Below are 18,109 nucleotides of genomic sequence, written 5' to 3'. Positions count from 1 at the left end.
TCAGACGCTTAATGTTCGCGGAAAGCACGCGACATACTGTCAACCACTGGCTTGGCGATATAGGCCGCAAAGGTGCGTTCCTCGGTCTGGATCATGATCTCGGCGGGCATTCCGGGTGTCGGCACGAAGCCCCGCACGCGCCCCATCTCTTCCGTGGTCAGAGAAATGCGCGCCAGATAGACCTCTTGCGGCATACCGGCAGAATCCTCGACAAGCGAGTCAGCCGAGACGTAATAGACCTCGCCCTCAAGCACTGGGGTTGTCCGTTGATTGAGCGCGACTAGGCGCACCGTCGCGATCTGCCCGGTGACCACGCTGTCGATCTCGGTACGCGGGATCTGCGCCTCGATGATTAGCGGTGCATCGGCGGGCAGAATCTCAGCAATCTGTTCGCCAGTTTCGATCACCCCGCCCGGCGTGTGGTGATGAAGTCGCACCACTGTGCCTGTCACCGGTGCACGCACAACGGCACGGGCCAGAACGCTACGGGCCTGACGGGCTTTTTCACGCACACTTTCAAGATCGGCTTCAATAACGCCCAACTCGTCCAGCGCAGCCTCGCGGTAGGCTGAGCGGGTGCGCAGAATCTGCTCTTCATACTTCAGCAGCATCTGGTTTACCTCAGCCGTTTCTGCGCGCAGACGCGCCAGTTGACCTTCGGCTTCGGCCTGCACCCGGCGGATCGTATTCAGATCACCTTTGCGCACTAATCCTTTTTCAAACAACGAATATTTGGTCTCGTATTCTTCCTCGAGAATCTCTGATCGCCTTTCCATGCTGACCAATTGTGCTTCAAATCCTGACGCACGGATTTTCAACGCCTCCATGTTGCGCTGCAGCAAAGCAATATCGTTCAGCAGCGTCTTTCGCGATACATCAAAGCTGAGTTTCTGATTGTCGAGGATCGTCATGACCTCGACGTCGTCCGATGCTTCGATCAATCCGGGCGAAAACACGAGGGTTTCCTGTTCGCTATGCTCAGCCAGCAACCGTTCGGTCATGGCCTGAAGGCGAAGTTTGCGAATGAACAATTCGCGTTCACTCGCCTCGGCCGAGGTCTGATCCAAAGTCATCATGATCTGTCCGGCTTGAACAGATTCACCTTCCGAGACCAGTATGTTCTCGATGATACCGCCTTCCAAATGCTGCACGATCTTGTTGCGACCGGTCGCGACAAAGCTGCCTTGCGCGATGACTGCAGCGGCCAGAGGTGCACGGAAGGACCAGACGCCAAAGCCGCCAAAACAGACAATAAGCATGATAAAGCCAATCACGATGAATTTGGTGATCGAGCGCGGAACCTCAGAGTACCAAAGACCGCCTTCATCGGTGCGTGCCACGTCGTTCATCGCTTAATCCCCCTTGCCCTGTATTTCGGGCGGTTGCTGGCGCGGCCCGTTGAGCTGTTCCAGCACCTGTTCGCGCTGCCCGAACAGCGCCACGCGCCCATCGGTCAGCAGCATGATCTTGTCGACAACATTCAACAGAGTCGGCTTTTGCGTAATCACCACAACGGTGATCTTGCTTTCCTTTGCTTGCTCAATCGCACGCGCAAGCGCCTTGTCACCCGCCACGTCGAGGTTCGAGTTCGGCTCATCCAGAACAACCAAACGTGGGTTGCCGAAGAAGGCACGCGCCAAAGCAATACGCTGCTTCTGGCCACCTGAGAGAGGTGAGCCGTCCGCAGCAACCACCGTCTCATACCCCTGCGGCAGTGTAGCGATCATGTTGTGCACGTCGGCCAAAACGGCGGCATCGTGGATCTGCTCATCCGTGGCATCGGCACGCATCCGGCCAATATTGTCTTTGATGCTGCCGGGGAATAGCTGTACGTCTTGCGGCAGATAGCCAATATTTTCGCCAAACTGACGGGGATCCCAGTTGCGGATATCCATCAGGTCCAGCCGCACACTGCCCGAGGTCGGCAGGATCGACCCCACCAGCGTTTTGCCAAGCGTCGTTTTCCCCGCGCCTGAATTCCCGATGATCGCCAGAGTTTCACCCGGGTTCAGCGCAAAGGTAATCCCGTTCAGAACCACCCGCTTGGTGCCGCCTGGGACATATAGCAGGCGTTCGACATCCAACCGCCCCTCAGGCCGTGGTAGGCGCAGTTTTTCATATTGCAGGGCCGAGTTCGACAGCAGAGCCTTGATCCGCCCAAAAGCGCCGCGCGTCAGCAGGAAAGTATTCCAACCCTCAATCGAGCCTTCGATCGGCGCAAAAGCCCGCCCAGCGATGATCGAGGCGGCGATGACCATACCGCCGGTAATTTCACCTTGAAGGGCCAGAAAGGCGCCCCAGCCCAGAATGCCGATCTGCGTCAAAAGACGGACGGCACGTGAAATGGCCGCGAAGATCACGTTACGATCCTGCGCCTTGACCTGCCATGTCAGCGATTGTGCGGTGTCACGCCCCCAGATGCGCACTGCCTCGGGGATCATCGCTAAAGCGTTGATGATCTGACTGTTGCGCGACATTGAATCCAGATGCTGGTTCGCCAGGGATTGCGCCTGGTTGGCCTTTGCAAAGGGCTTGGCGGTCATTTTCTGGTTGATCAGCGCGATAATCATCAGGATCACAGCGGTCGTCACCACAATCATGCCAAGTTGCGGGTGCACTAGAAAAATCATCAGTATGAATAGCGGCGCAAATGGAACATCCAGAAATGAGATCAGAGTGCCCGAGACCAGAAAGCCCCGCACTTGTTGCAGATCCCCAAGAGTCTGATATTCGCGCCCATTGCCGTGCAGCGAGGCATGAGCGGCGGCGCTGAGAACCGGGGCACCAAGACGGGCAGCCACCTCGACCGCTGTGCGCATCAGCATGAACCGCCGAACGGCATCAAAGGCTGATTGAAATATTACGGCTCCGGCAACGATTGCCGTCAGCATGATCAGCGTATCCAGCGAGCGACTGGTCAGAACCCGGTCGCTGATCTGAAACAGATAAATCGGGATCGCAAGGATCAGGACGTTGGTCGCGCAGGTCAGCACCAGCACGAAAGCCAGATTGCGCCAGATCGCGCGCAGTGAGGTGCGCAGCGTCTTCTGGAAATCCTCAGGCGGCGTGCGTTTGTGGAATGTTTGGGGTGGCCCCTTGCCATCGCCACCACCCGTCCCCAGGCGCAGCAAGGGTTGGTTGGCCTTGGCCTCGATCGTGGTGCCCATGCGGTCTTTACCATCCGACGGCGCAGAGGGGGTCATGCGTGCTGTCGATTGGTCGGCGGTTTCACAATCGGGGGCTTCGGTATCGGCCACCCCAGTGTCGCCACCCGCAGGATCCTTATCTTGCGCGGGCCGCGACGACGCGCGCCGAAGGGGAGAACCAGCGCGCGGTTGTGATGTTTGATCCAACTGCTCTGCCTGGGTCTGCCCCGGATCATCCGGTTGTGTCGTCGCCTGAGGCGCTTCTGATTGTTGCCGCGAACGTTTCACGGGTTTTGCAACCGAGGTGTCACTTGCATCCAAGGTATCCGGTTCGGGTTCAGAATCCGCCAACTGCATTTCGCTTGTCAAACGCAGACGGGACGCTGTTTTTGCAAGTTTACTTTCATTTGGTTTTGCTACTCGATCTCGGGGTTCAAGGGTCAATGGGCCTCCGCCTCCGTGCCGGTCCAACGGACTTGCAAAACGGGTGCGGCGCGACGAAAAAACGATCGACATAAACTAACCTTCCGGTCACTCGTTAATCAGGAAATATCAGGCCAGCATGGTCTGCAGGCCATCAGAGGAATTCGCCATTTCGCTTGGCGTGAGATCGTTACCATTCGGGCCAATGCCGTTCTCGTAACCGGGCATTCCCGCCTCTTCCATCAAGGCGGCTATCGCCTCGTTGGTCATCTCTGCAATGTCCTCATTCGTGGGTATGTCGAGCAGGCTTGCCTGATGCAGCAACAGGTCAGAAAATGCCCCGTCCTCGGCCATGACAACCGAGTCTACTCCGGCCTTGGTTACATTGGCGGCATTCAGCATCGCATTGCTGCCTGCCAGAACCTCGGTCTGGTTCGCGTGGGGACCATTCAGATATACGTCATCCTGATCGGCAAGCATCGTCGATTGCTCGGCTACGTTGACCTGCACCAACGATCCGTCGATCTTGAGCACTCGCATCTGCTCCATGCCCGCGAACATCGGATCGTTCATCAGCGCCTCTTCCAGCGCCGCCATATCGTCCTCGCCCAAGGTCATTGCGCTGGCCATGGAAACGTTCATCGCCTGATGCGTGTCTTCGCCTTCTTTCATGAGAGAGACCTGGTTCATGACCAGGTTCTCGTCCGATCCATCAATGGGTCCTGGCAATCCGCCCATCACCACGTCGTCATCCATCAAGACGTGTGTCTGGATAAACGCATCGACCGATATCATGTCACCTTCGATCATGATCAGGTCATAATAACTGCCAAGTTGAAGAATATTGGTGACATCGATCAACTCGTTGTCGCCCAATGCGTACAGCGTGGTCGTCGCGTTAATCTCGGTATCAATATGATCGATATCCGTTGCGTCGATGTCCTGCTTGACAAAATTAGCAACGATCAGGTCGGTCGTAATCCAATCAACATGCACATATGCCGGGGCATCGTCTTCACTTGAACCTGTCTTAAGCCAAGGGGCTGACTTGCCTTCGACTTCGATCGTCGACGAGTGCACCACATTGGTGCCCGAGCCGCCATTCGTGCCCTTGTCTGTGTCAGATACAACGGCGACCTGGCTTACCATTGCCAGTTCGATCGCTTTTCCACCGACCGCGATATAAGGCGCATCGATCCAGGCTACGGTTGCGTTCATCTCGTTGATCGCAAGGTTGCCGCCTGCAATCACCGTGTGACCGTCGGCAAATTCGTCTTCCTCATCCTGATCCCATTCGGCGGGCATCATATCGGGCGTGTCGTCTTCTTCTTCCTCGTCCGGTCTATGATGCGCGGGCAGAAGATCGTCCCATTCCGGGGCTTCGTCCACATACTCACCATTGACGATCACGCCCATCGCTTCTTCGCCGTGGAACTGATAAACAACTGCACCTTCAACTTCGACATTGATCGGCGCCAACATCGCTTCGGCCAAAGATTCTACATACTCAATCGACAAGTAGTCCGAGATCGAGAACGAGGGCACGGCAAACGCGTGCATCGATGCTGCGACCTGCGCAGCCGCCTCGGCCAATGCGATCAGCTGATCGACATCGCGGAAATCTCCCTCGCCGACAACGTCATTGTCGCGCAGGAAAATCGTCTGGAACGTGTAGGTCACAGCAGACCCGATAAGCTCTGTCACAATCTCCAGCTGCTGCTCGATCACAAACGTTGCACCTAGGCCGGTTGTCGCTTCGGGTAACGGCGGACCGTCTGAGAGTGGTGGTTCAAGTACAACGACCGTTTCAAATTCAGGGCCGTCGGTTGGGGGTGGAAGTTCAGGAGTGGCGGGGGGGGTGTCAAACCGATAGGAAAGCGGACCATATTTGCCCGGGTCCAGTTCCAGATCTGCCTTGATCCGGATCTTTGCAGGTTCTTCCAGTTCGTCCAGTTCAGCCTTGCGCCGCATGGCGGTGAACTCTTCGTACTGATCCCTCAACCGGGCTTTTTCAATCGTAAGATCAAAAGATCCAATAAAGTGTGCAATCTTTTCGGTAACACTATCGAATAACATTTCGATGATCCCTTACCCCCTTGCCAGCTAAAATTTCCGGTTCGGGATTTGCTGGGCCGAGGCCACATTGCGCGGCCCCGGCGATTTCATTGATCGGGGGCCGAGAATGCGGCCCCCGATTTTTTGTCTTAGACGTCAGTGTCGTCGCTTGCGTAGGACGAGGTCATCGAACCACCAACCATGGTCGTATCGACTGAGTTACCTAGCACATTGGCACCCTGTACGATCGATTGGTTGAAGGCGTTCGTATCGACTACGGCAGCGGCCGAGGCGTAGGATTCACCGGTCACGATGCCATCGCCACCGTTATTCGAACCCCAATCACCGCCATGGCCTCCGGCACCGCCGTCACCCGAATAGGCACCGGCTGCGCTTCCGCCTGTCGTGTTGCCGCCCATTGTGTCACCAGACATGACGTCAACCATTGACGCGCCGCTAGTTCCACCTGCTGCAGTACCAGCAGCACCTGCACCGCCATCGCCGCTGTATGCGGTACCAGTGGCATTGCCAGTTGCGGACGAATCCGAGTCATTGTCCGATGCAGATGCACCGCCGTATCCGGCAATCGCCTCAGCGAGGCTATCAGCAGAACCATCCGTGTCGGTCTCTGAGAATACATCTGATGCACCACCCAGACCACCTGTGGCCTCGGAAGCGCCAGATCCAGCAGCACTGGCGTTTGAATCCGATGCAGCAGAACCAGTTCCACCTGCACCACCATCACCATCAGCCGTTGAAGTACCTGTACCCGTGCCATCACCGGAACCGTTGGCAGCGTTCGAACCACCATCGCCACCATCAGCGTCCGCATCACTTGCGTTGGCAGCCGAACCGTCAACATCACCAGATGTCTGATCGACACTTGGGCCTTCAGCGTCTTGATCACCTAAACCTTGAACATCGGCATCAGCTGCTGAACTTCCGTTGTTGTCTCCGCCGTCTCCGTCTCCACCGGTGGATGAACCACTGCCAGAATCAGCTCTGGAATTACCGGTGTCGGCATCTGCATCACCACGGCCGCTTTCAGAGATTTCCTGCTGGAGGCGCGCGATTGCTTCTTCGACTAGGCGCGAGAATCCACCCGAGCCATCGCCGCCGTCGCCTGAAGCGTCGCTATCGGTAGTACCAGTTCCTGTTCCGTCAGCTGTGTTGTCACCGCCGTCATTGTCGTTGGCGTCGGTGTTGTTATCGCTGTCGTTATCAGCGTTGCCATCCGCATTCGAGTCGCCGTCGCCACCATCTGCACCAGATGCATCTGCGTCGTTATCCGCTACACCCTTGCCTTTGGCGCTGGACTCTGAGTCAGCATCACCACCGTCAGCATCAGCATCGGACTCGCTGTACGCCTTACCATAGCCTTTGCCTACACCTTCGGAATCGGCATAACCGCCATCTCCGCCTTCGCCATCAGTCGTGTTATCGCTGTCGGTGTTGTTGTCAGCATTCGAGTCGCTGGTGCTGTCACCACCGTACCCGCCAATGCTCTCACCATCAGCGTTCGAATTGGATTTGGCTTTGCCGGTGCTTGCATTGTCGGCATTACCTGAATCGCCACCGCTACCACCTTTGGCATGGGCATCAGCATCACCAGTGTCTCCGCCTTCACCGTAAGCGTCGCTACCAATGGTCTTGCCGCCTACAGCTTCACCGCCATAACTGGTTCCGCCTTTTCCGGAAGCTGCACCATTTGCATTGGAACTAATACCTTCCGCAGCGTTGGCTTCGCCACCATTGGCATCACCGTTTTGCTTGAATTCTCCGTAGTTACCAACTTCGGCATTATCCAACTGATCGTTGTCTTCCAAGCTTGCCAGCTGATTGTTGATCGACGACATATCGTTGCCAGGACCATCCAGCGAAATATCAAGGTTCAGATCATCACCGGGATCATAATTCAGGTCGCGACCGGCGGTGATTACATCACCAACGCTGGCGTTGTCGCCCAGATCCAAGTCTACCTGATCGTCATCGCGGGGAATCCATTCGCCGCCACCGAAGTCAATGTTGACCGCATTATTGTTAGAGTTGTCATTATCATTATTGTCTTCGCCACCATTGGTGTTTTGCTGCTGCTGCTTCTGATTTTGATCCTGATCTTGCGCGTTGTCATTGTCGTTATCATTTTTAGAACGCTGTGACTGATCTTGTCCTTGTGAATCAGAGTTGTTCGCAGAGTTTTCAACGTCCTGGTCTTGCTTTTGCTTCTGAGCGTTGATGTCAGCTTCGATATAGGCTTCGTCTACCGCTATATCTGTTTCGAAATCGGCGTCCAGATTATCGATTTGGACGTCATCAATTGTGGTCACGGTTGTTGTTTGGTTGGGTTGGCGTCTCATAAAATTTTCCACTTTTACTGAAGCACCGGGCCGCCATTCATCTACAAAGCGGCTACAGGCGCGGTTGAAAACAGAGTTCGCGCACAAGGTGTCAAACTGGACACTCGCGCGGCAGTGAAAGTCTTCTGTTTGGTTTGCCCCCCTTTCTCGGCTAAGCCGATTCCATGACCACGAGAAATTCGCTGAAATACGCGGACCGCAGACACGTCAGGTTCAAGTTCACTTCACAAATAGAAGCCTAGGAATGGTCGCAGCGATAAAGGGGTATGCATAGCTGGCCGAAAGCATTATTTTCTGCAAATCACTGTTTAATATATATTTTTTTGAAATTCGCCTTATTTCGCGCCAGATTTTACCCGGAAACAATCATGCGCAAACATATAGGATTATTAACCCTGATATTTCATGGAGTTACGCTATAACCAGATGCGAAGAACCTGATCAAAGGTTCTAGTAAGCGGTATTGCAGAACCCGCCTTTGGTTGCTGAAACACGTACTTTCAGCTATGATAAGGTACTATTTGAGTTCAAAGTTAATGTTTCGCGCCACCCAGCTCTGTACCCGATTTAAAGATTCAGAGGGCGGCGTTTGTATTAGTGGGGGGAAAGTCAATGAATATTTCATTGCAAGAAGACGCCCGTGATCAGATTGAATATCCCGAAGAGCTGTCGATCATTTTTATCGGCAAGGAATTGTTCTACTCGAACCAAACCCTGAGAAGTGTTCAAAGCGAATTCGGCGTTCGTGCGTCAAGATATGAAAGCCTTGACGACCTGCTTGCCGAGAGTGGGAACTCTGTTCCCTCCGAGCGCATCATTGTCGTGGATCAGATGATGCTCGAAGATCTGTTGGCGCGGCCCGCTGATTACTCCCGGCTCGCCGAGACGGGATGTCTGGCCTTCGCCTATCGCAAGAAAAGTCCGGCCCGGGTTCTGTTCGAACGCTGGGATCGCACCCGTTTCGGCAGTGTCGGGTATTTGCCCATGAACGTGGCGCCGGATGTTTGGCGCGCAATATTGCGCCTCCTGATGCACGAAGAGCTGCACCTGCCCTGCTTTCTTGCCGACAGCATGACCGCAACACAAAGTGCGCCAGGCACACCTATCGAAAAACAGCCTGCAACCAGAACCCGGTCGCCTGACAAACTGTTGCGATACTCAAAGCTGACGCGCCGCGAAAAACAAGTCCTGAGGCTGGTATCGCAAGGCAAGAGCAACAAGACCATTGCGTCGAATCTGGGCATCACCGAACACACCGTCAAACTGCATATGCACAATGTCTCGGGCAAGATCGATGTGAGCAACCGGACTGAAGCTGCGCATTTCTACTTTGAGGTCGCGCCGAACGAAGCGCGCAACGCGCCCGTTGGATGAGGCATTCGAAACCCGGTTCGACCGGCTCATTCTGTTGGTGGGTCGGCTCAACTATATGTGGACGAACACGGAAAGCCTGCTGATCCACCTGATCGCAGGTCTGACCGGGGCCAACAAAGATGTTGCGGTCATCATATTCCTGACGCTTAACACCACACGTGCCCGTATCGATCTGGTCGAACGTCTCGCCAAGATGGAGGGTCGCCCCCCTGAAATCCGCGATCCGATTCTCGAACACACCCAGCGGTTGTCGCGCCTGTCCTCTATTCGAAACAAGTACAATCACTGCATCTATTCTTTCGATCAGGAAAGCGGAAATCCAAAGACCATCCTTATGCGCATTGCTGATCGCAAGACCGACATCAAACTTGGTCGTGAAGACACAGTTGACGACAAAGCAATGAAAGAAATCGAGGATGTTGTCACTCAGCTCTCGAATGCCAACAGGGATATCTGGAAATTGATCACCCAGCTGGGTTTCCCTGTCTGAGATGGTACTGGTGCGGGCGGTGGGACTCGAACCCACACGGCACTAAGGCCTTCGGATTTTAAGTCCGATATGTCTACCATTCCATCACGCCCGCACATCATCGTCGAAGTTTTGTCTCACCGCGCCGATGTCGTGTGCAGACACTTACAACCAACCAAAACGATTGAAAAGATACTCATTCATCAGATCCAGGGATGCATGCAGAACACGAACACAATCCTGCTGAATCAAGGCCGAGCTTGACAGCCTTCGGCCAATTCGTTCACGTCGGCGCAACACAAGATCAGGGAGCGAGCGATGAAACTAGTCAGTAACCCGTTTCGAGGTGGTTCTAAGCTTTCGGATCAGGCCCCTTATCCCTCCGTAGAGACAGATGGGTTGGGCCGGCATCGATTCTTCTGCCCCGACTTTGTCGAAACGCCCCTTGTGAATGCATCGGCGCTGGCACCCGTCGCGAATCTCTGGGTTAAAGATGAGCGAAGCCGTATGGGCCTGGGATCGTTCAAAGCGCTGGGTGCGGCTTATGTGATCGCCTGCGAAGCGAATGACATCTCGGTCACGCCAGATGGTAACACGCTCAAAGGGCGCACCTATGTTACGGCAAGCGCGGGCAATCACGGGATGAGCATGGCCGCGGGCGCGCGCACTTTCGGAGCTGATGCAGTTGTCTACATCGCAGAAACAGTTCCAGAAAGCTTTGCAGATCGCCTGCGCGCTCAAAACGCACAAGTGGTACGGGCGGGTGCGGATTACGCCGCCAGCATGGAAGCAGCCAGTCAAGCGGCGCAGGACAATGGCTGGACTTTGCTCTCGGACAGTTCCTGGGAGGGGTATACTGAACTACCGTACTTGCTGATGGAAGGGTATCTGCAAATGGCGGTCGAAGCCGCCGAGCAATGTACTGAGGCACCAACGCACATTCTTCTGCAAGCCGGTGTTGGCGGCATGGCCGGAGCCGTCGCTGCCTATGCGCGGGTCGTTTGGGGAGATGCTCCGCAGATCATTGTTGTTGAGCCAACCTCTGCCCCGGCGCTGCAGGCCAGTATCGAAGCGGGGCATTGTGTGTTTGCTGACGGGCCCGACAGCATCATGGGGCGACTGGATTGCAAAGAGCCCTCGCTGATCGCCTTGAACGGCTTGGCCCGAGATGCCGATCTGTTTGTGACAATCGAGGATGACACTGTCGAAGCACAGCTTCCGGCCATGGCGAAGGCCGGGTTGGAAACCAGCGCCTCGGGCGGTGCTGGCATTGCGGCCGTTCTGAACGACGCGATCCGTAGTGAACTGGGTATTGGACCGAATTCCAAAGTGCTCTGCATCTTGAGCGAGCAACCTGCATGAGAGGTTTCGCACCAGAGGAATTCGCGACCCGCGTTGCGCGCGCCCAGCATCGGATGCAAGAAACCGGTCTATCGGCCCTATTGCTTACGACTGAGCCCCAGCTTCGCTATTTCACCGGTTATCTCACCCGTTTCTGGGAAAGCCCAACGCGGCCTTGGTTTATGATCGTTCCGATTTCTGGCAAGCCGGTTGCAGTAATCCCATCCATCGGTGCTGCATTGATGGCACAGACATGGATCGACGATATTCGAACCTGGAGTGCACCCGACCTTGAAGATGATGGGGTATCCCTGCTGGCCGATACACTGAGAGAGTTGACGCCTGAAAACGCCTCAATCGGCTGCCCCGACGGGCATGAGACCCATGTAAGGATGCCACTGGCCGATCTAAGGCATCTCGAATCCGCAATTGGAGCGCGCCAAATTACGGGTGACCATGGCATCCTGCGGGCGCTGCGGATGGTGAAATCTGACGCCGAGATCGCAAAGATTCGAACTGCCTGTCAGATTGGTGCCCACGCCTTTGCACGAGTGCCCGAGGTTGCCTCAGCAGGGACACCGCTGGATCAGATATTTCGAAACTTTCAGAGACTCTGCCTTGAAGAGGGTGCCGACTGGGTGCCCTATCTGGCCGGAGGGGCCGAGCAAGGCGGGTACTCGGATGTAATCTCACCCGCGACACAGACCCCGCTTCGTATAGGCGATGTGCTGATGCTCGACACCGGCCTCGTCCACGATGGCTATTTTTGCGACTATGATCGCAATTGGTCCGTCGGCCCAGCGAGCAAGGCGGTACGCGATGCACATGCCAGATTGGTCGAGGCTTCGGATACAGCGTTTGATCAAGCCCGCCCAGGCGTGACGGCTTCTCAGCTTTTTCATACGATGAACACCATACTCACCGATGGCAGCGCGGGAACCGATGCAGGGCGTCTGGGCCACGGGTTAGGAATGTCGTTGACCGAATCGCCTTCGCTTATTCCGGATGATCATACTGAACTGCAACCAGGAATGGTTTTGACGCTTGAACCGGGTATTGCGGTCGATGGCAAAATTCTCGTGCACGAAGAAAACATCCTGATAACCGAAGGCGCGCCCGAATTCCTCAGCCCCCGGATAGGACCGGAGATTGCCGAAATATGAGCACGTTGCCGTACACACTGGATCCTGACGATCCCTCGGCCGTACCAATGGGGCTGATCGTTTTACAGACCGACGAGACAATCGAACCTGAGTTTCGTAGCCTTTTTATCGATGACAAAAGCCCGCTTTATGTCAGCCGCATTCCCAGCGGGGCCGAGGTCAACACTGACACGCTGGCGCAGATGGAGACCGACTTGCCTGCAGCGGCTGATTTGCTGCCAAAGGCGCGGCCCTATCGAGTTGTTGGCTATGGATGTACGTCAGCCAGTTCGGTTATCGGCTCGGATCGGGTTGAGCAGATGGTCATGCAGTCCTGTAATACATCGACCGTCACCAACCCGTTGCGGGCAGCCTCTGCCTGCGCGAGACATTTGGGCGTCTCAAAATTTGCGCTGCTGTCGCCTTACATTGAAGAAGTAAACACTCCGTTGCGACGCGCGTTTGCAGAACAAGGCATCTCGATGGATGTGTTTGGCACTTTCGGCGAATCCGAAGAAGCCAAAGTTGTGCGGATCTCAACCGATTCCGTGGTCGATGCCGCCGTGCGACTGGGAGGAGATTCAACAGTCGACGCCGTATTCCTTAGTTGTACGAACCTTCGGACACTGACGGCTATCCCAAGGATCGAAGCGCAGATCGGCAAACCTGTCCTGTCAAGCAACCAGAGTTTGGCCTGGCATATGAAACAACTGAACGTGTCGCAAAATTAGGCAAATGCGGCGTTTACGCGACTCCAATTGCTTTACGGGCTTGCGACCATTTGTTAGCCTCGTCATCAATGCACGAGAAGATCAATGAGGCCCGGACCAACCGGGTAATCATTTGACGCAACAGGGGGTCTTGTGACCGACACAAATAGCGACGCCGCGTTTGTTGAATTTCAACGCGTTCAAAAGTCTTATGATGGCGAGAACCTCGTCGTCAAAGATCTCAACCTGGCAATGCCAAAGGGCGAATTCCTGACCATGCTCGGGCCGTCCGGATCAGGTAAGACGACCTGCCTGATGATGCTTGCCGGATTCGAAACCGCCACACATGGCGAGATTCTTCTGGATGGAAAACCCATCAATAATATCCCTCCGCACAAACGTGGCATCGGGATGGTGTTCCAGAACTACGCTCTGTTCCCGCATATGACTGTAGCCGAGAACCTTTCGTTCCCGCTGGAAGTCCGCAAGCTGGTTAAGTCCGAGCGCGAGGAGAAGGTCAAGCGCGCGCTGGACATGGTGCAGATGGGTGCCTTCGGCAATCGTCGCCCCGCGCAGTTGTCGGGTGGTCAGCAGCAACGGATCGCACTGGCACGTGCGCTGGTGTTCGAGCCCGAACTGGTGTTGATGGACGAACCGCTGGGTGCGTTGGACAAACAACTACGCGAGCATATGCAGTTCGAAATCACCCGTCTGGCGCATGAACTGGGCATTACCACCGTCTACGTGACCCACGACCAGACCGAGGCATTGACCATGTCCGACCGTGTTGCGGTGTTTGACGATGGCCGCATTCAGCAATTGGCCCCGCCGGATCAACTTTATGAAGAGCCCGAAAACAGCTTCGTCGCGCAATTTATCGGTGAAAACAATACGCTAGAAGGCGTTGTTAAATCGATAGACGGTGACACTTGCCTTGTACAGCTGGATGACGGTTCGGAAATTGATGCAGTTCCGATCAACGTGCACAATCCGGGTGAGCGCACCAAGGTCTCGATCCGGCCCGAGCGTGTGGAATTCAACAAGGACCGTCTGCATGCCGATGCGCATACGCTGAAAGCCACGGTCAAGGAATTCATCTATATGGGCGACGTGTTCCGCTTCCGCATGTCGGTGGCGGGCAATGACGAATTCATTGTCAAAACACGGAATGCCCCCGACGCCATTCGCCTGCAACCGGGGCAAGAAATCGAAATCGGATGGTTGGCACAGGATTGTCGTGCGCTCGACGCATAGACCAAGCCGCGCGATACAAACGTGGTTTACCGAGGGACCAGCTGGCGAAAACCCGTGCGTCAGCTGACCAAACAACAAACGGGAAGTACTGGGAGTAACACATGAAAACTACCAAAACACTGCTGACAGCAGCTGCTATTGCGACAGCGGCTGGCGGCGTTTCCGCCGAAGAGATGACCATCGTCTCGTGGGGCGGCGCCTATTCCAAATCACAGCTCAAGGCTTATCACGAGCCCTATTCGGAGAAGACCGGCGTCACCATCCTGAACGATGACAGCTCGAACGAGGCCGTCGCCAAACTCCGCGCGATGAACGAAGCGGGCAACATCACATGGGACGTGGTTGATGTGGTTGCGGCGGACGCGATCCGCCTCTGCGACGAAGGTCTGGCACTTGAGATCGATTTCGACACTCAACTGGCCCCTGCCCCCGATGGCACGCCTGCCTCCGAAGATTTCGGTGACCTTCTGGTCAGCGACTGCTTTATCCCGCAGATCGTCTATTCAACCACCTTCGGTTATCGCACCGATCTGGTCGGTGATACTCCACCAACCGACATCTGCGCAGTATTCGATCTTGAAGCCTATCCCGGCAAGCGCTCGCTGGAAAAGCGCCCGATCAACAACATGGAATGGGCGTTGCTGTGTGACGGCGTTGCAAAAGACGACGTCTACGACGTTCTGGCCACTGCTGAAGGTCAAGACCAGGCACTGGCCAAACTGGATACCATCAAGGACAGTGTCGTCTGGTGGTCTGCCGGTGCCGACACGCCACAATTGCTGGCTGATGGTGAAGTTGTCATGGGTTCGACCTATAACGGTCGCCTGTTCAGCGTGATCGAAGAGCAAAAGCAGCCGGTAGCGATGCTGTGGGATGCTCAGGTATTCGATCTTGATGGCTGGATCATTCCGGCTGGCCTGAGCGAAGAGCGTCAACAGCGCGCGCTGGACTACATCATGTTCGCAACTGACACGCAGCGTCTGGCAGATCAGGCCAAGTACATCTCGTACGGCCCGGCTCGTGCCTCCTCTGCACCGCTGGTGGGTCAGCACGCCGATCTGGGCATCGACATGGCACCACACATGCCGACCGATCCGGAAAACGCCAAGAACACGTTCCTGTATAACTACGAGTTCTGGGCGGATTACCGCGACGATATCGACGCCAAATTCCAGGCTTGGCTGGCGCAATAAGCGTCTGATTTCCTGAGATTGTCGGGGGCGGCTATCGCCCCCGACCCCAAAAATACCCAAGGGGTACCGATGACTGACGCCACCCAAAATACTGGTCCCATGCTGGCCGCGGACGGCACGCCACTCAAGCAATCGCTGGCCCGGTCTCTGCGACGGCAAAAGCTGCGGGCCCTGATGCTGGTCGCCCCACTGCTGCTGTTCGTTATGTTCTCGTTCATCGTGCCTATTGCGGCGATGCTGTTCCGATCTGTGGAAAACAGCATCGTACAAGAGACACTGCCCCTGACGGTCGAAGCATTGCAAAGCTGGGATGAAACCAGCGGCGAGTTGCCCGACGAGGCCGTTTATGACGCCTTTGTCCGCGACATGGTCGTGGCCGTCGATAACAAGACACACACCCGGCTGGGTTCGCGTCTGAACTACGAAGAGACAGGCATGTCTTCGATGTTCCGCCGCTCGGGTCGGAAAATGGGTAAGCTGGACCCCGAAACCGATGGGCCGTTCAAAGACCAGGTCATCGAGATTCACGACGGCTGGGGTGAACCGCAGACATGGGCGGTTATCAAGACGCATTCGCCCGCTGTCACCAATGGCTATTTCCTGAACGCTGTGGACATGCGCCGCACGCCCGAGGGCGCGCAGGCGCAGCCCGAGGACAAGCAGATCCTGATCAAGCTGTTCGGGCGCACTTTGTTCATGTCGCTGGTGATCACCGCGTCCTGTATCCTGCTGGCCTATCCGGTCAGTTATTTGCTGGCGACGCTTCCGATGCGGGTGTCGAACCTGCTGATGATCCTCGTGTTGTTGCCCTTCTGGACGTCATTGTTGGTGCGAACCTCGGCGTGGAAGGTGATGTTGCAGCAACAGGGCGTGATCAATGAAACATTGGTCTGGCTGGGACTGGTGGCCGACGACGCCAGGCTGGTGATCATCAACAACCAGATCGGCACGATCATAGCTATGACGCATATCCTGCTGCCGTTCATGATCCTGCCCATGTATTCGGTGATGCAGACCATACCGCCCTCGTACACCCGCGCCGCAAAATCCATGGGCGCGACCAACTGGACGACATTCTGGCGCATCTACTTCCCGCAATCCATTCCTGGCATTGGCGCGGGCTCAATCCTCGTGTTCATTCTGGCGATCGGCTACTACATCACGCCTGAAATCGTTGGCGGCACCAAGGGTGTCTTTATTTCGAACCGGATTGCCTATCACATCTCGTCCTCGCTGAACTGGGGGCTGGCCGCGGCATTGGGAACGATCCTTCTGGGCGTCGTACTGCTGCTCTACTGGTGCTACGACAAGATTGTCGGCATTGATAACGTGAAGCTGGGATAATCGACATGGCCGCACTTACTCCGATATCCCGCAAACCTTTGTCCATGGTTTTGCCAAGCGTTGCGCTGGCAGGCGCCTTCGCCGGTATCTTTGTCGGCGCGGGCAATGGCTCGGTCTTCCTCGGCATCATTGGCGGTGCAGCCTTGATCGCCGCTGTGGCCTGGGTCTACATCACGATACTCAAGAACGAAAAACTGGCACGATGGATCAATATCCTTGGCTTTGGCATCGTCGGTTTTCTGTTCTCTGGCCCAATGGGCGGCGTTCTGGGCCTGTTGGGTGGATGGTTCTTCGTCTGGTTTATCTTTTGGCTGTACGAAGGTCGATATCGCCAAAAACTGTTGCCCTATCTGACCGCGAAGCAAGTGTTCTATCACTACTTGTTCCGGGTGATCTGCGGCGCGATCTTCGTGTTCCTGATCACCCCGATCCTCGTGGTTTTGCCGCTCTCGTTCAACGCGCAGGACTTCTTTACCTTCACGCCAGAAATGCTGCGTCTGGACCCGGAAGGGTACTCGCTAAAGCACTACCGCGATTTCTTCACCAACAATGAATGGCAGCGCAGCTTCAAGAACTCGCTCATCATTGCGCCGATTGCGACGATCATCTCGGTCTCGCTGGGCACGCTGGCGGCGATTGGCCTCAGCCAGAGCCACGTTCCAGGCCGCCGCGCCATAATGGGCATCCTAATCTCGCCAATGATCGTGCCGCTGATCATTTCAGCCACAGGCATGTTCTTCTTCTACAGCGATATCGGCCGCTTCATGGAGGGAACACTGGGCATGAACAAGAACTTTGTGGGCTATGTGAAAGTGATCCTCGCTCACGCCGTTCTGGGTATTCCATTCGTCATCATCACCGTGACCGCAACGCTAGTGGGCTTTGACCGCTCGCTGACGCGGGCGGCTGCGAATATGGGCGCGGGTCCGGTGCGGACATTCTTCAAGATTCAGATGCCCTTGATCCTGCCGGGTGTGATCTCAGGCGGCTTGTTTGCCTTCATCACCTCGTTCGACGAGGTGGTCGTGGTACTGTTTGTCGGCTCGGCTAGCCAAAAAACGCTGCCATGGCAGATGTTCACCGGCCTGCGCGAACAGATCAGCCCGACCATTCTGGCGGTGGCCACGATCCTCGTGGTGATCTCGATTGCGCTGCTGACCACGGTCGAGCTGCTGCGCCGTCGGTCCGAGCGCCTGCGAGGCCTTTCCCCCGCTTGACGCAGGCCTAGGTCTGATCTAACGATTCACCTGTTCATCCCAGCCGCGATGGCGTCGCGGACGCACTGGGATGATCGGCTCTCG

General features: G+C 55.8%; 13 protein-coding genes and 1 tRNA gene. 9 read left to right on the top strand and 5 right to left on the bottom strand.

The window, feature by feature from the left end; genetic code table 11:
* Nucleotides 1-8 precede the first annotated feature (8 nt).
* The 4 genes from ACRZ96_RS07290 to ACRZ96_RS07275 form a co-directional block, all read right to left on the bottom strand.
* Nucleotides 9-1,349 carry an HlyD family type I secretion periplasmic adaptor subunit gene (locus ACRZ96_RS07290; RefSeq protein WP_170391969.1) on the bottom strand — a complete coding sequence of 447 codons (1,341 nt, stop codon included), beginning with the start codon at nucleotides 1,347-1,349 and terminating at the stop codon, nucleotides 9-11.
* A gap of 3 nt (nucleotides 1,350-1,352) precedes the next feature.
* The gene (locus ACRZ96_RS07285; RefSeq protein WP_170732901.1) at nucleotides 1,353-3,662 is read right to left on the bottom strand and encodes a type I secretion system permease/ATPase; all 2,310 of its coding nucleotides are present in this window, start codon (nucleotides 3,660-3,662) and stop codon (nucleotides 1,353-1,355) included.
* 36 nt (nucleotides 3,663-3,698) lie between these two features.
* Nucleotides 3,699-5,645 carry a type I secretion protein gene (locus ACRZ96_RS07280; protein WP_480706688.1) on the bottom strand — a complete coding sequence of 649 codons (1,947 nt, stop codon included), beginning with the start codon at nucleotides 5,643-5,645 and terminating at the stop codon, nucleotides 3,699-3,701.
* Between the two features lie 128 nt (nucleotides 5,646-5,773).
* Complete coding sequence (locus ACRZ96_RS07275) at nucleotides 5,774-7,951, bottom strand: hypothetical protein (RefSeq protein WP_480814358.1); 2,178 nt, start codon at nucleotides 7,949-7,951, stop codon at nucleotides 5,774-5,776.
* Between the two features lie 642 nt (nucleotides 7,952-8,593).
* On the opposite strand from ACRZ96_RS07275, the gene ACRZ96_RS07270 reads away from it, so the two are divergent.
* Nucleotides 8,594-9,355, top strand: coding sequence for a helix-turn-helix transcriptional regulator (locus ACRZ96_RS07270; RefSeq protein ID WP_170401338.1), 762 nt, complete (start codon nucleotides 8,594-8,596; stop codon nucleotides 9,353-9,355).
* Nucleotides 9,348-9,845 (top strand): hypothetical protein, encoded by a 498-nt coding sequence (locus tag ACRZ96_RS07265; RefSeq protein WP_170391988.1) that lies wholly within the window; start codon nucleotides 9,348-9,350, stop codon nucleotides 9,843-9,845. Before ACRZ96_RS07270 ends, ACRZ96_RS07265 begins: the two co-directional genes overlap by 8 nt.
* Nucleotides 9,846-9,853: 8 nt before the next feature.
* Here ACRZ96_RS07265 and ACRZ96_RS07260 read toward each other — a convergent pair.
* Nucleotides 9,854-9,939 (bottom strand) — tRNA-Leu (locus ACRZ96_RS07260).
* Nucleotides 9,940-10,142: 203 nt separating this feature from the next.
* On the opposite strand from ACRZ96_RS07260, the gene ACRZ96_RS07255 reads away from it, so the two are divergent.
* From ACRZ96_RS07255 to ACRZ96_RS07225, 7 genes are all read left to right on the top strand, one after another.
* Nucleotides 10,143-11,186: a pyridoxal-phosphate dependent enzyme gene (locus ACRZ96_RS07255; RefSeq protein ID WP_480814357.1), complete on the top strand. Its 1,044-nt coding sequence runs from the start codon at nucleotides 10,143-10,145 to the stop codon at nucleotides 11,184-11,186.
* The gene (locus ACRZ96_RS07250; protein ID WP_480771965.1) at nucleotides 11,183-12,328 is read left to right on the top strand and encodes a M24 family metallopeptidase; all 1,146 of its coding nucleotides are present in this window, start codon (nucleotides 11,183-11,185) and stop codon (nucleotides 12,326-12,328) included. Before ACRZ96_RS07255 ends, ACRZ96_RS07250 begins: the two co-directional genes overlap by 4 nt.
* Nucleotides 12,325-13,038: a maleate cis-trans isomerase family protein gene (locus tag ACRZ96_RS07245; RefSeq protein ID WP_480771964.1), complete on the top strand. Its 714-nt coding sequence runs from the start codon at nucleotides 12,325-12,327 to the stop codon at nucleotides 13,036-13,038. Before ACRZ96_RS07250 ends, ACRZ96_RS07245 begins: the two co-directional genes overlap by 4 nt.
* 132 nt (nucleotides 13,039-13,170) lie before the next feature.
* A complete protein-coding gene (locus ACRZ96_RS07240) occupies nucleotides 13,171-14,271 on the top strand; it encodes an ABC transporter ATP-binding protein (RefSeq protein ID WP_480771963.1) in 1,101 nt (366 codons plus the stop codon).
* Between the two features lie 101 nt (nucleotides 14,272-14,372).
* Complete coding sequence (locus tag ACRZ96_RS07235; protein ID WP_170391999.1) at nucleotides 14,373-15,464, top strand: extracellular solute-binding protein; 1,092 nt, start codon at nucleotides 14,373-14,375, stop codon at nucleotides 15,462-15,464.
* Nucleotides 15,465-15,533: 69 nt separating this feature from the next.
* On the top strand, nucleotides 15,534-16,808 hold the full coding sequence (locus ACRZ96_RS07230; RefSeq protein ID WP_170392001.1) for an ABC transporter permease: 1,275 nt from the start codon (nucleotides 15,534-15,536) through the stop codon (nucleotides 16,806-16,808).
* A 5-nt stretch (nucleotides 16,809-16,813) separates the two neighbouring features.
* On the top strand, nucleotides 16,814-18,025 hold the full coding sequence (locus ACRZ96_RS07225; protein ID WP_170392003.1) for an ABC transporter permease: 1,212 nt from the start codon (nucleotides 16,814-16,816) through the stop codon (nucleotides 18,023-18,025).
* The last annotated feature ends 84 nt before the right edge of the window (nucleotides 18,026-18,109 follow it).

The organism is Ruegeria sp. CF1 (assembly GCF_056537445.1).
Note: the sequence above shows the minus strand (reverse complement) of the source record. Positions and strands in the feature narration are given on the sequence as shown.